The 14,168-nt window shown below is 69.5% G+C and carries 10 protein-coding genes and 1 pseudogene; 7 read left to right on the top strand and 4 right to left on the bottom strand.

Annotated elements, in window-relative coordinates; all coding sequences use genetic code 11:
- Positions 1 to 92: 92 nt before the first annotated feature.
- On the top strand, positions 93 to 812 hold the full coding sequence (locus tag ABW16_RS00150) for a helix-turn-helix transcriptional regulator (RefSeq protein ID WP_047317125.1): 720 nt from the start codon (positions 93 to 95) through the stop codon (positions 810 to 812).
- A 24-nt stretch (positions 813 to 836) separates the two neighbouring features.
- Here the strand turns inward: ABW16_RS00150 and ABW16_RS00155 are convergent, their stop codons facing one another.
- The 3 genes from ABW16_RS00155 to ABW16_RS00165 are packed head-to-tail and all read right to left on the bottom strand — an operon-like array spanning position 837 to position 3,774.
- Positions 837 to 1,184 carry a carboxymuconolactone decarboxylase family protein gene (locus ABW16_RS00155; RefSeq protein WP_047317126.1) on the bottom strand — a complete coding sequence of 116 codons (348 nt, stop codon included), beginning with the start codon at positions 1,182 to 1,184 and terminating at the stop codon, positions 837 to 839.
- Between the two features lie 19 nt (positions 1,185 to 1,203).
- The gene (pruA, locus tag ABW16_RS00160; RefSeq protein WP_047317127.1) at positions 1,204 to 2,835 is read right to left on the bottom strand and encodes an L-glutamate gamma-semialdehyde dehydrogenase; all 1,632 of its coding nucleotides are present in this window, start codon (positions 2,833 to 2,835) and stop codon (positions 1,204 to 1,206) included.
- 36 nt (positions 2,836 to 2,871) lie between these two features.
- A complete protein-coding gene (locus ABW16_RS00165; protein ID WP_047317128.1) occupies positions 2,872 to 3,774 on the bottom strand; it encodes a pseudouridine-5'-phosphate glycosidase in 903 nt (300 codons plus the stop codon).
- A gap of 244 nt (positions 3,775 to 4,018) precedes the next feature.
- On the opposite strand from ABW16_RS00165, the gene ABW16_RS00170 reads away from it, so the two are divergent.
- The 3 genes and pseudogenes from ABW16_RS00170 to ABW16_RS00180 all read left to right on the top strand — a co-directional run.
- Positions 4,019 to 4,318, top strand: coding sequence for a nucleotidyltransferase family protein (locus tag ABW16_RS00170; RefSeq protein ID WP_047317623.1), 300 nt, complete (start codon positions 4,019 to 4,021; stop codon positions 4,316 to 4,318).
- Positions 4,308 to 4,703 (top strand): HepT-like ribonuclease domain-containing protein, encoded by a 396-nt coding sequence (locus ABW16_RS00175; RefSeq protein WP_047317129.1) that lies wholly within the window; start codon positions 4,308 to 4,310, stop codon positions 4,701 to 4,703. Before ABW16_RS00170 ends, ABW16_RS00175 begins: the two co-directional genes overlap by 11 nt.
- A 962-nt stretch (positions 4,704 to 5,665) precedes the next feature.
- Positions 5,666 to 6,313 (top strand): annotated as a pseudogene (locus ABW16_RS00180) (HNH endonuclease family protein); the annotation flags it as partial.
- An 8-nt stretch (positions 6,314 to 6,321) separates the two neighbouring features.
- Here ABW16_RS00180 and dapC read toward each other — a convergent pair.
- Positions 6,322 to 7,419: a succinyldiaminopimelate transaminase gene (dapC, locus tag ABW16_RS00185; RefSeq protein ID WP_047317624.1), complete on the bottom strand. Its 1,098-nt coding sequence runs from the start codon at positions 7,417 to 7,419 to the stop codon at positions 6,322 to 6,324.
- Positions 7,420 to 7,571: 152 nt separating this feature from the next.
- Here dapC and ABW16_RS00190 point away from each other — a divergent pair, with 152 nt between their 5' ends.
- The 3 genes from ABW16_RS00190 to ABW16_RS27955 all read left to right on the top strand — a co-directional run bounded on the left by ABW16_RS00190 (position 7,572) and on the right by ABW16_RS27955 (position 14,088).
- Positions 7,572 to 8,120 carry a PadR family transcriptional regulator gene (locus tag ABW16_RS00190; RefSeq protein WP_047317130.1) on the top strand — a complete coding sequence of 183 codons (549 nt, stop codon included), beginning with the start codon at positions 7,572 to 7,574 and terminating at the stop codon, positions 8,118 to 8,120.
- A 46-nt stretch (positions 8,121 to 8,166) separates the two neighbouring features.
- Complete coding sequence (locus ABW16_RS00195; RefSeq protein WP_047317625.1) at positions 8,167 to 10,173, top strand: NADPH-dependent 2,4-dienoyl-CoA reductase; 2,007 nt, start codon at positions 8,167 to 8,169, stop codon at positions 10,171 to 10,173.
- A 492-nt stretch (positions 10,174 to 10,665) separates the two neighbouring features.
- Positions 10,666 to 14,088 carry a hypothetical protein gene (locus ABW16_RS27955; protein WP_052956726.1) on the top strand — a complete coding sequence of 1,141 codons (3,423 nt, stop codon included), beginning with the start codon at positions 10,666 to 10,668 and terminating at the stop codon, positions 14,086 to 14,088.
- Positions 14,089 to 14,168: the final 80 nt, after the last annotated feature.

Here is a 14,168-nt window from a genome sequence, read left to right on the forward strand (position 1 = left end):
CGAGCGACCGAACGACGGCCAACCGCTACAAGTGGTATCAACGAGTTACTTCCCTTAAATTTGTGGGCAACTCCTCAAGGAGAGGAACTCCCATGCACGACCAGTCCGGCCAGCGGCGCGGCACCCCTCGCAGTCATCGGTTGCCGCGCAACCAGCAGCGGGAACGGGTGCTGCGGCTGGTGGGCGCTGCCAGTGGTGCAGTCGATGCCGCCGAGCTCGCCGAGCGGATGCACCTGCACGTCACCACGGTGCGGTTCCACCTCGACGCCTTGTGCGAGGACGGGACGGTCGCCCGGACCCGGATCAAACGAGACGGCGTCGGGCGGCCCCGCACCGGTTACGTGGCTGTCCGCGATCGGTTGGACTATCGCAGCCTGGCCGAGATATTGGCGATGGAGCTCGGTGAGACCGCCGCCGAGCGCCAGGAGCGCGCCGAACGGGCTGGCCAACGGTGGGCCGACCGGATCTTGACGTCCGACGACACCGTCGCTGAGGGGCCCGTCACGCCGAACGGTTCGGCCCCCGACGCCGGTATCGACGAGTGCGCCGACCGGATCGCGGGAATCTTCGCTCGGATGGGGTTCGGCGCGGAACTCGTCGCGGCCGGGGACGGCGACGGCAGCCGACGCACGATCCTGTTGCACGCGTGTCCGGTTCGCGACCTGGCGCGGGCGCACCCGGAGGTCAGCTGCGCCATGCACCGGGGCCTGCTGCGTGGGCTGCTCAACGCCGAGAACGCTCCCGGCGGCCGCGCGGAGCTGGAGCCGTTCGTCGAGCCGGAGATGTGCATCGCCAGGGTGATCGGCCGCTAGCCCGCCCGCCGAGACACGGAATCGTCAATCCGTGTCGTCGGCGAATTCGCAGAACGCCGTGTAGGCACGGGCCCCGTAAATGGTGGCCGGACCGCCGTGCATGAGAATGCTGACGCCGATGGCCTCGGCGGCCTCTTGCTTGGTGGCCCCGGCACGGGCCGCCGCACGTGCGTGGGAGGCGATGCATCCGTCGCAGCCCTGAACCACCCCCATCGCCATGGCCATCAACTCTTTGACCTTGCGCTCCAGTGCCCCGGATTCGAACGTGGCCTTGCTCATTTCGCCGAATCCCTGGTACACGCCGGGGATCTGCTGCCGAAGGTCGCGGTGCTGCGGGTTCAGCTCGTTGAGGACTTCCTGGTAGTTACTCATACCCCCCAGGGTATCAGGCTCACGGCGCGGCCATGTGCGGGTAGCGATGATCGGTGGGTGGGACGAAGGTCTCTTTGATGGTTCGCGCCGACGTCCAGCGCAGCAGGTTCAGCGGCGAGCCCGCCTTGTCGTTGGTGCCCGAGTTGCGCGACCCGCCGAACGGCTGCTGGCCCACCACCGCCCCGGTCGGCTTGTCGTTGATGTAGAAGTTGCCGGCGGCGAACCGCAGCCGTTGCAGCGCCGTGCGGACCGCGCGCCGGTCCTCGGCGATGACCGCCCCGGTCAGCGCGTAGCGCGATCCGGTGTCGACGAGGTCGAGGATCTGCTCGTATTGCTCGTCGGGGTAGACGTGTACCGACAGCAGCGGGCCGAAGTATTCGCAGCTGAACATCTCGTCGGTCGGATCGTCGGAGAGCAGCACCGTGGGCCGCACGAAATAGCCCACGCTGTCGTCGTAGTCACCGCCGACGGCAATCTCGACACCCGGTGCGGACTTGGCGCGCTCGATGGCGCGCACGTTCTTGGCGAACGCCCGCCTGTCGATGAGCGCACCGCCGAAGTTGGTCAGGTCGGTGACGTCGCCGTAGCGCAGCTCCGCCGTGGCGGCCAGCAGGTCGTCGCCGAACTGCCGCCACAGCGAAGACGGGATATAGGCCCGCGAGGCGGCCGAGCACTTCTGCCCCTGGTAGTCGAAGGCGCCGCGAATCAGCGCGGTGCGCAACACATCCGGTCGCGCCGACGCGTGCGCCACCACGAAGTCCTTGCCGCCGGTCTCCCCCACCAGCCGGGGATAGCTGCCGTACCGGTCGATGTTGGCGCCCACCTGACGCCACAGCGCGCGGAACGTGTCGGTCGAGCCGGTGAAGTGGATTCCGGCCAGCCGCGAATCCGCCAGCGCCACCTCCGAAACCGCGTACCCATCGCCGGTGAGCAGGTTGATCACCCCCGGCGGCAGCCCAGCCTCCTCCAGCAGCTGCATGGTCAGGTGGGCGGCCAGGGTCTGGGTGACGGACGGCTTCCAGATCACCGTGTTGCCCAGCAGCGCCGGCGCCGTCGGCAGATTGCCGGCGATCGAGGAGAAGTTGAACGGGGTGATGGCGTAGACGAACCCGTCCAGTGGCCGATAGTCGCTGCGGTTCCACACTCCCGGGCTGCTGAGCGGTTGCTGCGCCAGGATCTGACGGGCGAAAGCGACGTTGAACCGCCAGAAGTCGATGAGCTCGCAGGGCGCGTCGATCTCGGCCTGATAGGCGGTCTTGGACTGGCCGAGCATGCCCGCGGCGGCGATGGTCTCCCGCCACGGTCCGGCCAGCAGGTCGGCGGCGCGCAGGAAGATCGCCGCGCGCTCGTCGAACGGGGTTGCCGCCCAGTCGTTCTTGGCCGCGGCGGCGGCTTCGACCGCGGCGGTGGCCTCAGCGTGGGTGGCGTTGGTCAGCGTGCCCAGCACGGCGGTGTGCCGGTGCGGCGCGACGACGTCGATACGCGCGCCGTCGCCCATCCGATGCCGGCCCGCGATGACGTGCGGCAGGTCGCGCGGTTGGTCGGCGAGCGCGGTCAGGGCGGTGCGCAGCCGAGCGAGCTCGGCAGAATCCGGGGCGTAGTCGTGCACCGGCGCGTTGACCGGAACCGGCACTTCGGTGATGGCGTCCATAATCCAGAATGCGCCCGGATCGGCTTTCGCGCCCGTTCAGCCGCCCGCGTAGGCCACGGCGATCTCGGCGGCCAGCCGCGCATTGGCCAGCACCAGTGCGACGTTGGCGGCCACCGAGGCGCCGTGCGTCTCGCGGTGGAAGTAGTCGAGCAAGAACGGGGTGACGTCCTTGCCGTGTACGTCCGCGGCCTCGGCGGCGGCCAGCCCGTCGGCCAGCACTCGGTCATGCAGCTCGCGGTCCAGCTCGGCGTCGGCGGGGATCGGGTTGGCCAGCACCAGGCCGTAGCCGTCGGTGCCCAGCCGGGCGCGGGCCCGCAGCACCGCGGCGGCCTGCTTCGGGGTCTGGACCCACCAGTCGAGCGGGTGTCCGGAGTCGGTGAGATAGAAGGCCGGGAAGCGGTCGGTGCGGTAGCCGATCACCCCCACCGACAGCGTCTCCAACCGCTCCAACGTCGCGCCGATGTCCAGAATCGACTTGACGCCCGAACACACCACCAGCACCGGGGTACGCGACAACGTGGTCAGGTCCGCGGACTCGTCGTAACTGTCCCGCGCGCCGCGGTGCACGCCGCCCAGCCCACCGGTCGCGAACACCGTGATCCCGGCGGCCGCCGCCAGATGCGCAGTCGACGCGACCGTGGTCGCACCGTCGCCGCCCACCGCGGCCAGCATCGCGATCTCGCGGACACTGACTTTGATCGCCGTGCCACCAGTGGCAATGCGGTGCAGCGCTTCGTCGTCGAGGCCGATGTGCGGCTGGCCGTCGATGATCGCGATGGTGGCGGGGACCGCTCCGCCGGCGCGCACCGCGTTCTCGATGGCGCGGGCGATGCGCAGATTGTCCGGACGCGGCAGACCGTGGCTGATGATGGTGCTCTCCAGCGCCACCACGGCCCGGCCGGTGGCCAACGCATCGGCGACCTCGGGATGGATGCGCATCTATTCAGCCTATTGCGGCCGGACTCGCGTTCAACAGCACCAGCCCATTCGATTTCAAGCTCCCGCCGGAGGACCCGGAGGGCCTGCGTACGAATCTGACGCACGACAACCGGGTTGCCGACCAACGTCGACACATTCGGGCGGTTCCAGTTCGAAAAAGCTAACTCGCCGACTTACCCGCACCATCGCATTGATCTCATTGGCGCTACCGGTAGGGCAGAATACGCAGGTGGAGGTGACAGTGATGCACGAACTGGTCGAGTCGAAGCGACAGCAGATTCAAGCCTTGTGCCGCGACCTGTCGGTGCGCCGCCTGGACGTGTTCGGTTCCGCTGTCAGTGACTCCTTTGACGTCAACACGAGTGATGTCGACGTCCTCGTGGAGTTCGGAGAGGGACCGGATTTCGACAAGTTCTTCGCGCTCAAAGAGGGACTTGAAGAAATCATCGGACGGCCAGTTGACGTGGTGACACCGTCAGGATTGGCGAACCCCTACTTCAGGCACGACGTCATGCAGACGCGCGAACTGATCTATGCCGCCTGATCCTCGAAAATATCTTTGGGATGCGCTGCATGCCTCGGCACTACTGCGTCAGTTCGCCGGCGGAAAGACGTTCGAGGACTACCAGGACGACGTCTTGCTGCGCTCAGCCGTCGAACGGCAATTCGAGGTTGTTGGTGAGGCATTGAGTCAACTTTCGAAACGCGACGCGGTCCTGGCCGAGCAGGTTCCGGAGCTACCGCGCATCGTGGCCTTCCGGAACATCCTGATCCACGGGTACGCGAACGTCGATGCCACCCTGGTCTGGCAGCTACTGACCGACAAACTTCCGCACTTGGAAATCGTGCTGCAGGCGTTGCTCGCCGAGCCCGTAGGCGATCCTGAGTCCACCGGTGAGTCGTTAGCCCCCGATGAGACCGGGAGTTGACCGGATGACTGCTATTCCTGATTCGCAAATAGTCGATCGCATCATTACGGCCCTGCGCTCCGACGGCCAATACACCGCCACGCTGCCCGGCGACGATCGTGAGGCGATCGACCGGCTACGGGCACTCGGTCGGCAGGCGGGGCGCAGGCTCGGTTGGAAGGTGCGGACCTTTGCCTCCCATCCGGACAGGCGGGCTGACAAGGCTTCAGTGGTCATCGTTGCAGTGACCGATTCACCCCCATTGCACCAGGAATTGATGCGGGTGCGGGGCGAGAAGGCGATCCGCAAAGCGTTTGAGTCGTGGCATAGTGGAACGCCGCGTAGCCCAGCACCATAAAGTCAGGTTCGAGAAGGAGACTGCCGAGCACCTGGCCGCGTCTGGAGCGTTCCCGGCGCGACGGCAGTGAGACTCCGCAGGTCCGCACGACGCCGGCCTCAGGCGTGGTCATATGGGTGTCCGCTCGCCCGCCGTTGGGGGCATGCCGACGGTGGTGTTCTCCTCTACGCCAGCACGATCGACTGGACACCCGCCTTGTCACCGGCGTTGCGGTCGCCGAGATCACCCGGCTCAAGGCCGCCGACGGTGGCCCATGGACATCGGCGGCGCCGAACTTGCCGGAGCGGCCACACCGGCCGGGCTGATCGACAAGTACGTGCGCGCCACCGCACTGGTTCTTGGTAGGCGGGGGCACGCCGTTCTTTACGGCCGTGGACAGCTGGGGCAACCTCACGCTGATGGAGACCCGGGCGTTTCCCGACGGCGTGGTGCTGACCAGATATGAGACTAGGCGCCCAGACCAGGCATTCACTACCTGCCCCGGATCGGCGCAGGCATCGGACCGCCCCAGTCGCGGCAGCCAAGCCGGTCATGTCGGAGCGTGCTGATAGCGTCCGCGCCAGTTCCGGAGAGACGGGGAGGTGGCGTGGTCGACCAGCGACGCAGGTGGCCGGGGCGTTTTGCAGTGCTCGCCGCGGCCCTGCTGATCGTCGCGCCGGCTGCCACCGCGGACCCGGCTCCGGTGGGCTCCGCCGACGGAACCGCCGAACTGGGCCTGCTCAACGCGCTGCCGATCAAAGGCCGCGCGCCCAAGACCGGCTATAGCCGCGCCCTGTTCGGCCAGGCCTGGAGCGACGACGTCACGGTGCCCGGCGGGCACAACGGCTGCGACACCCGCAACGACATCCTGCGCCGCGACCTCGTCGATATCGAGATCAAGCCGGGCACAACCGATTGCGTGGTGGCATCCGGCGTCTTGAATGATCCCTACACCGGTACTGCGATCCCGTTCCAGCGCGGTCGGGGCACCTCCCCCGCGGTACAGATCGACCATGTCGTGGCGTTGTCGGATGCCTGGCAGAAGGGCGCCCAGCAGTGGGATGAGCTCACCCGCCGCAACTTCGCCAACGATCCGCTGAACCTGCAGGCCACCAGCGGGCCGATCAACGAGCAGAAGGGCGATGGCGACGCGGCCACCTGGCTGCCGCCCAACAAGTCCTACCGCTGCGCCTACGTCTCCCGGATCGTCGCGGTGAAGTCCGGCTACGGCCTATGGGTGACCCAGGCGGAGCACGACGCGATCGAGCGGATTCTCACCGGCGAATGCGGCGCGCCGGGCGGCTAACCCAGCCGGGCGGCCGCCGCCGCGATCCGCTCGTCGGTGGCGGTGAGCGCCACCCGCACGTACTGGGCGCCCGCCGGCCCGTAGAACTCGCCCGGCGCCACCAGGATGCCGCGCTGCGCCAGCCACTCGACACTGTTCCGGCACCCCTCACCGCGGGTGGCCCACAAGTAGAGCCCACCCTGGGACAACTCCACGGTGAACCCGGCCGCCTGCATCGCCGGCAGTAGCGTCGCGCGGCGGCGGGCGTAGCGGTCACGCTGTTCGTGCTCGTGCTCATCGTCGTCGAAGGCGGCCACCATGGCTGCCTGAATCGGGGTGGGCACCATCATCCCGGCGTGTTTGCGTACCGCGAGCAGTTCGGCCACCACCGCGGCGTCCCCGGCGACGAAACCGGCCCGGTAGCCCGCCAGCGACGAGGTCTTCGACAGCGAGTGCACCGCCAGCAGGCCACGGTGGTCGCCGTCGCACACCGCCGGGTGCAGCACCGACCGTGGCTCGGCCTCCCAGCCCAGCCCCAGGTAGCACTCATCGGAGACCACCAGCACGTCGTGCTCGCGGGCCCAGCCGACGACGGCGCGCAGCTCGTCGGCGGTCTTGATCGCCCCAGTCGGGTTGCTCGGCGAATTCAGGTACACCAGGGCCGGCGGCGGACCGTCGAGTAGGTGCGGGGCGTCGCTGCGCACCCAGCGGGCCCCAGCCAGCCGGGCGCCGACCTCGTAGGTCGGATAGGCCAGTTCGGGGACCACGACCACGTCCTGCTCGCCGAGGCCGAGCAGGCTCGGCAGCCAGGCGATGAGTTCCTTGGTGCCGATGACGGGCAGAATCGCCGACTCTGCCAGGCCGGTGATCCCATAGCGCCGTTCCAGGGCGGCCACCGCCGAGGCGCGCAGCGCCGGAGTACCGGCGGTGGCGGGATAACCCGGCGCGGACGACGCTGCCGCCAGCGCCTCGCGGATGATCGGGGCGACGGGGTCGACCGGGGTGCCGACCGATAGGTCCACGATGCCGTCGGGGTGCGCCTTGGCCAGCGCCGTCGCCTCGGCCAGGGTGTCCCACGGAAACGTCGGCAGTGCGGCCGATCTGCCGCCGCGCACGGGACTCACGAGGCTGCGGGGACACGGGGCGGATTCATCGGTCCTGATAGTAGAGGCCGCTGCGGCGTCGCGACCACCACGGTACGGACTATGCACCCAGTTGCTGTGCAACTAGTTGCATAGGTGGCTCACGCCTGCCTATGCTTCCCCGCGTGGCACTTCCGCACGCGATCCTGGTGTCGCTGAGCGAGCAGTCGGGTTCGGGCTATGAGCTCGCGCACCGCTTCGACCGCTCGATCGGCTATTTCTGGAGCGCCACCCACCAGCAGATCTATCGGACGCTACGAACCATGGAGGCCGACGGCTGGGTGCAGGTGACCGAGGTGGCCCAGCAGGGCCGCCCGGACAAGAAGGTCTACACCGTCGCCGAGGCAGGCCGCGCGGAGCTGGCCCGTTGGATCGCGGCTCCGCTGGCCGGGCGCGGAAGCTCGGTGGTGGACAACCGGCTGCGCGAACTGGCGGTCAAGATCCGCGGCGCCGGCCACAGCGACCGCGCCACGGTGCGCGAACAGGCCGTCGACCTGCGCACCGAACGTGGCGAGCGATTGGACATCTACCGCGCACTGGAGAAGAAGCAATTCCCCGATCCCAGTTCACTGACGGGCGCCGCACTCCACCAGTACCTGGTGTTGCGCGGCGGTATTCGTGCGGAGGAGAGCGCGATCGACTGGCTCGACGAGGTCGAACAGGCACTGAGGTGAAGAGGACACTGTGACAACAGAATCCACCAATCCGTACCCGATCTTGATGTCCCCGCTGGACCTGGGATTCACGACCCTGCCCAACCGCGTGGTCATGGGTTCGATGCACACCGGCCTGGAAGACCGTGCCGGCGACACCGGCAAACTGGCCGAGTACTTCGCGGCGCGCGCCCGCGGCGGTGTGGGGCTGATCATCACCGGTGGATACGCCCCGAACCGGTCGGGCTGGCTGCTGCCGTTCGCCTCAGCGATGACCACCGGCGCCGACGCGCGACGCCATCGGCGCATCACCGACGCGGTGCACGACGCCGGCGGCAAGATCGCGCTGCAGATACTGCACGCGGGACGCTATGCCTACCATCCGCTTTCGGTCAGTGCGTCGAGCATCAAGGCGCCGATCAATCCCTTCCGGCCCAGGGCGTTGTCCACGCGCGGGGTCGAGTCGACGATCGCCGACTTCGCCCGAGCCGCCGAACTCGCCCGCGAGGCCGGCTATGACGGCGTGGAGATCATGGGCAGCGAGGGCTACCTGGTAAACCAGTTCCTGGCGCCGCGCACCAACAGGCGCACCGACGCCTACGGCGGTACCGCCGACAACCGGCGCCGCTTCCCGGTGCAGATCGTGGCTCGCACCCGCGCGGCGGTCGGCGACGACTTCATCATCTGCTACCGGATGTCGATGGCCGACTACGTCGAGGATGGCCAGAGCTGGGAGGAGATCCTCGCGCTGGCAACCGAAGTCGAGGCAGCCGGCGCCACCATGATCAACTCCGGCTTCGGCTGGCACGAAGCACGGGTGCCGACCATCGTCACGTCGGTCCCCAATAATGCTTTCGTCAACATCAGCGGCGCCGTCGCCGACCACATCACGATCCCGGTGGTGGCGTCCAACCGGATCAACATGCCGCAGGCGGCTGAACAGGTCCTGGCCGAGACCTCGGTGCGCTTGATTTCGATGGCCCGCCCGATGCTGGCCGACCCGGACTGGGTGCACAAGGCCGCCGGGGGCCGGGCCGCGGAGATCAATACCTGCATCGCATGCAATCAGGCCTGCCTGGACCACGCCTTCGTGCACAAGAAGGTCTCCTGCCTGGTCAACCCCCGAGCCGGTCACGAGACCACGCTGGTGCTGCGTCCGGCGCGGCGGCGCCGGCGCATCGCGGTGGTGGGCGCCGGCCCGGCCGGGCTGTCGGCGGCGGTGTCGGCCGCCGAACGCGGGCACGCGGTGACGCTGTTCGAGGCGAACGAGTTCATCGGCGGCCAATTCGACTTGGCCAGAAGGATTCCGGGCAAAGAGGAGTTCGCCGGGACGATCCGCTACTACACCACCATGCTGGACAAGTACGCGGTGACAGTACGTCTGGGCAGCCGCGCCCACGTCGAGGAGCTGACCGGCTTCGACGAGGTAGTGCTGGCCACCGGGGTCAAACCGCGGATCCCCCAGATTCCGGGCATCGAGCACCCGATGGTGATGTCGTATGCCGAGGCGATCGCGGGCCGGCCGGTGGGCCCCGCGGTGGCGGTGGTGGGTGCCGGCGGGATCGGTTTCGACGTCAGTGAGTTCCTGGTCCTGGATTCACCCGACTCCTCGCCGACGCTGCACCTCAAGGAGTGGAAGGCCCAGTGGGGCGCCGCCGACCCGTGGGAGGCCAGGGGCGCGCTGATTCCGCCGGACCCGGCGCCGCCGGCCCGCCAGGTCTATCTGCTGGCCCGCACCGAAGGTGCCCAGGGCCGCAAGTTGGGCAAGACCAGTGGCTGGGTCCACCGGGCATCCTTGAAGGCCAAGAACGTCCAACAGCTCTCCGGGGTGAACTACGACCGCATCGATGACGACGGGCTGCACATCAGCTACGGCCAGAACAAGTCACGCCCGCGGGTGTTGGCCGTGGACAACGTGGTGATCTGCGCCGGGCAGGAGTCGGTGCGCGATCTCGAGGACGGCTTGCGGATGCGCGGTGTGACCCCGCACATCATCGGCGGGGCGGCACTGGCTTCCGAGTTGGATGCCAAGCGGGCCATCAAGCAGGGCACCGAGCTCGCGGCACGACTGTAACGAGCGTCACTGCGGGCGCGATCGATGAGCCCTTAGCATACGTCCTTGCGCAGCAAGGGAATAGGCCGAATGACGCGCAGAGACGAGTTCGTATCTCGATGCGTATAAATCTAATTCTGCTGTCCACCAGCATAATCAGCTTCCCCTAGGCTGATCTGAACGGCCGGTCGATTTGACGCCGTAACGCCTTGGCAGATTTCTCTACATCCGAGCCCTGCGCATTTCTTTCATGGTGATGCATTGGGTGGACACGGTTTTCGGCATCCGGTTTCCTTAGCACAACTTGAGGCGTTCTCAGGTTGGTTTGCGGTTTTGCAGCTCGGAGGGAGCGGTGTCATGGCGCGTCGGCAGGGCGTGAAGGGTAGTCCCAGCGTTGGGTGGGTTGGTGCGCGTGGGAGTGCCCGGCGCGGGTGCGCTGCGGCGGGTGTGGGCGCGTTTTTGGCCTTAGGGTCGGCGGTAGCGCCGCCAGCCCAAGCAGATGAACTGGACTGGTTGTCCGATCTGTTCGATCCGACCCTGTGGGCGGCGTCGGGGTGGGACTCAACACCTTGGTGGGACAGCCTGGATCTGGCATGGAATGACCCGTTGGCGGGGGCGGCCTTCGGCAGTTCCCTGACCGATTTCGATCAGTGGCTGGTCGAGACCGTTAACGGAGTGGGCCAATCGGTGTTGGCCGATCCGTTTGTCTCGCAGATCGTCTCGGTCGTCAATGACCCGTTCGTGTACCTGTTCGGCCGCGAACTGCTCGGCAACGGCATCGATGGCTTCACCGGAACCAACGACTCATTGTTCGGCAGCTCAGGGATCTTCGGAGATCTCGGTGACGGCGGCTTCCTGTTCGGCAATGGCGGTGCCGGAGCAGCCGGCGCCGATGGTGGCGACGCCGGCTGGATCGGCAACGGCGGCGCAGGCGGGTTCGGCCTGGACAGCACCGATGCCGCGGTAGCCGGCGGGATCGGCGGAAACGGCGGCGCAGGCGGCTGGCTGCTGGGCAACGGCGGCATCGGAGGCGCCGGCGGGGCCGGATTCAACGGTGTCGACGGCGCCGGCAGTGCCGGAGGCGCCGGCGGCGACGGCGGTGCCAGCGGATTCTTGTTCGGTGCCGGCGGCACCGGCGGTGCTGGCGGCGCCGGCGGGCGCGGCGCTGACGGCATCGCACCAGTCCTCGACGGGCGAGCCACCGACGGTGCTGACGGCGGGCTACTGCCTGCCCTCAACGCCGCGGGCCTGGCCGGTGGCAACGGCAGCGACGGCGCGCTCAGCGCCACCGGCGCCCAGGCCGGTGGCCACGGCGGCTCGGGCCAGGACAGCCTGAGCGACGACGGTGTCACCAATGCCGTCGGCGGAGCCGGCGGATCCGGCGGCAACGGAGCAACGGGGGCAGCCGGGGGCAACGGCGCTGATGGCGGTTCAGCTCAGGCGCACAGCACTGCAACCGCCATTGGCGGCAACGGTGGCAACGGCGGCAACGGCGGCAACGGCGTATCCGGCTTCGCCGGGGGCGCCGGCGGTGATGGTGGTGCCGGCGGCCGCTCCGGCCTGTTCGGTGCCGCCGGAATCGGCGGTATCGGTGGCGCCGGCGGGGCCGGCGGCGTAGGTACCGCTGGCGGCGACGGCGGAACCGGTGGCGCCGGCGGCCTGGCCGCAGGAACCACACCCGACAACACCACCGTCGACAGCACCGTGACCGCCACCGGCGGCAACGGCGGCACCGGCGGAAACGGCGGCGTCGGGGGTGCCGGCGGCAATGGTGGTGCCGGCGGTAACGGTGGCGCCGGCGGCAAGACCGGAATTTTCGGACTGCGCCCCTCAGCCGCTGACGGAGACGGCGGCGCAGGCGGCGCAGGCGGCAACAGTGGCACCGGCGGAAACGCCGGCAACGGCGGAGCCGCCGGCGAGGCAACCACCCAGGGCGGCAACGGCGGCGCAGGCGGCGCAGGCGGTGACGCCGGAGCGATCGGCCTCGGCGGCCAAGGCGGCCACGGCGCCACCGCAGGTACCAACGGCACCGACGGCCTCTACGGCGCAACCAACACCATCAGCGGCAACGGCGGCAACGGCGGCGCAGGCGGCACCGGCTACCTGAACACCCTCAACCCAGCCCAATCCGGCAATGGCGGCACAGGCGGCAACGGCGGCGCCGGCGGCGCAGGCGGAAACATCGGCAACGGCGGCAACGGCGGTACCGGCGGCCACGCCGCAAGCGGAGCCAACGGCATCGATGGCGTCGATTTCGGTGAGTCCGGTACCAGCGGCGGTAACGGTGGTGCCGGTGGTGCCGGTGGCCACGGCGGTGACGGTGGCGCGCTGGCCGGTAACGCCGGAAACGGTGGAGACGGCGGCAACGGCGCGACCGGCGGCAACGGCGGCAACGGCCGAGACGGCGCCGCCGGGGTAATCGGGGTCGACGACGGTGCCGGTCGCGACGGCGGCAACGGCGGAGTTGGTGGCAACGGCGGCGCAGGCGGCGCCGGCGGCAACGCCGGCAGCGCCTCCCACGGCGCCCAAGGAACCAACGGCGACGGCGGAAACGGCGCCAACGCCGGCAATGCCGGCAACGCCGGCAACGGCGGTATAGGCGCCGATGGCGGCACCACCCACGTCGACGGTGGCCGCGGCGGCAACGGCGGTGACCGCGGGACCGCAGGCGTTGGTGGCACCGGCGGCACGGCAGGCATTGGCGGCACCGGCGGCACGGCAGGCACCGGGGGCGCCGACGGCACGCAGGCCACTGGCGGCAACGGCGGCAACGGCGGAAACGGCCTCGATGCCACCGCACCTGGGACCGATGGCGGCGCCGGCGGCGCCGGCGGCAATGCCGGAATCATCGGCAATGGCGGAAACGGCGGCACCGGCGGCAACGGCGCCCTCGGCGCCAACGGCACCAACCCCACCGCCAACCAAACCAGCACCGCCGCAAACGGGACTAGCCAATCAGGCAGCAGTTCCAGCGGCAACGGCGCAAACGGCGGCAACGGCGGCAACGGCAGCGCCGTGGGCCAGGGCGGCGGCACCGGCGGCAACGGCCAGGGCGCCTTCATCAACAGCGGCAACGGTGGTAGCACCAACGGCGGCAACGGCGGCAACGGCGGCAACGGCGGCGATCTCGCCAATGGTGGCAATGGTGGCAACGGCGGCGTCGCCTACGGCAGAAACTCAGGAATCGTCACCGCCAACGGCGGCGATGGGGGGCAAGGCGGCCACGGCGGTGACGGCGGCGCCGGAGGTAACGGCGGGACCGGCGGCGGCGTCGGCACCACGTCGGGGATCGCCAACCGCGGCTTCGGTGGCACCGGCGGTGACGGCGGTGACGGCGGCGCCGGGGCCAACGGCGGAAACGGCGGCGCCGGCGGCGCGATCGGCACCAGCGTCGAGAACCCCGGTTTCAGCGTCGCTGGTAACGGCGGCAACGGTGGCACCGGCGGCACCGGCGCGGCCGGACAGGGCGGCGGCTCCGGAGGGGTCGGCGGCGCCGGCGGCAGCGGCGGCACCATCAGCGGCAACGGTGGCGCCGGCGGCGCGGGGGGCACCGGCGGCACCGGCGGCACCGGCGATGTCGGTGGCAACGGCGGGGCCGGCGGAACCGGTGGCGCCGCCCAGATTTCCGGCAGCACTAGTGGCAATGGCGGCAACGGCGGTACCGCGGGAACCGGCGGAGCGGGCGGTACGGGCGGAGCGGGCGGCAACGGCGGAGCGGGCGGCAAAGCCCTCGGTGCGGGCGACGACGGCGACGCTGGCAACGGTGGCACCGGCGGCACCGGCGGGACCGGCGGGGCAGGCGGCACCGGCGGCGCGGCGGGCGCAGCCGGCACGGCGGTCGCGGGCGGCATCGTCGGCAGCAGCGGAACGACTGGTACCAGCGGCAGCCAAGGCGCCGCTGGTGACAACGGCGCCGACGGCCAGCCCGGGAGCTGACTCCGTAGGCCGGCGAGAAGCCCTGCATGCCCCGGCATGCAGGGCTTTTCACCGGAGTTGTCTTAGTGGATCGTGAAGGG

This window comes from Mycolicibacter heraklionensis, assembly GCF_001021505.1.
GTDB lineage: Bacteria > Actinomycetota > Actinomycetes > Mycobacteriales > Mycobacteriaceae > Mycobacterium > Mycobacterium heraklionense.